Here is a 255-nt window from a genome sequence, read left to right as displayed (position 1 = left end):
GAAGTTGAAATGTTTGTGAAGATGCAATCTACCCGCGGCTAGACGGAAAGACCCCATGAACCTTTACTGTAGCTTTGCATTGGACTTTGACGGGACTTGTGTAGGATAGGTGGGAGGCTTTGAAGCCGGGACGCTAGTTCCGGTGGAGCCAACCTTGAAATACCACCCTGGTGTCGTTGAGGTTCTAACCCAGGCCCGTGAATCCGGGTCGGGAACAGTGCATGGTGGGCAGTTTGACTGGGGCGGTCTCCTCCC

1 rRNA gene is annotated in these 255 nt (G+C 54.5%); it reads left to right on the top strand.

Annotated elements, in window-relative coordinates:
* Window positions 1–255: ribosomal RNA gene (locus DNK49_RS23645) — 23S ribosomal RNA — on the top strand; the annotation flags it as partial.

The sequence above is a fragment of the Parazoarcus communis SWub3 = DSM 12120 genome (assembly GCF_003226565.1).
Classification (GTDB): domain Bacteria; phylum Pseudomonadota; class Gammaproteobacteria; order Burkholderiales; family Rhodocyclaceae; genus Parazoarcus; species Parazoarcus communis.
Note: the sequence above shows the minus strand (reverse complement) of the source record. Positions and strands in the feature narration are given on the sequence as shown.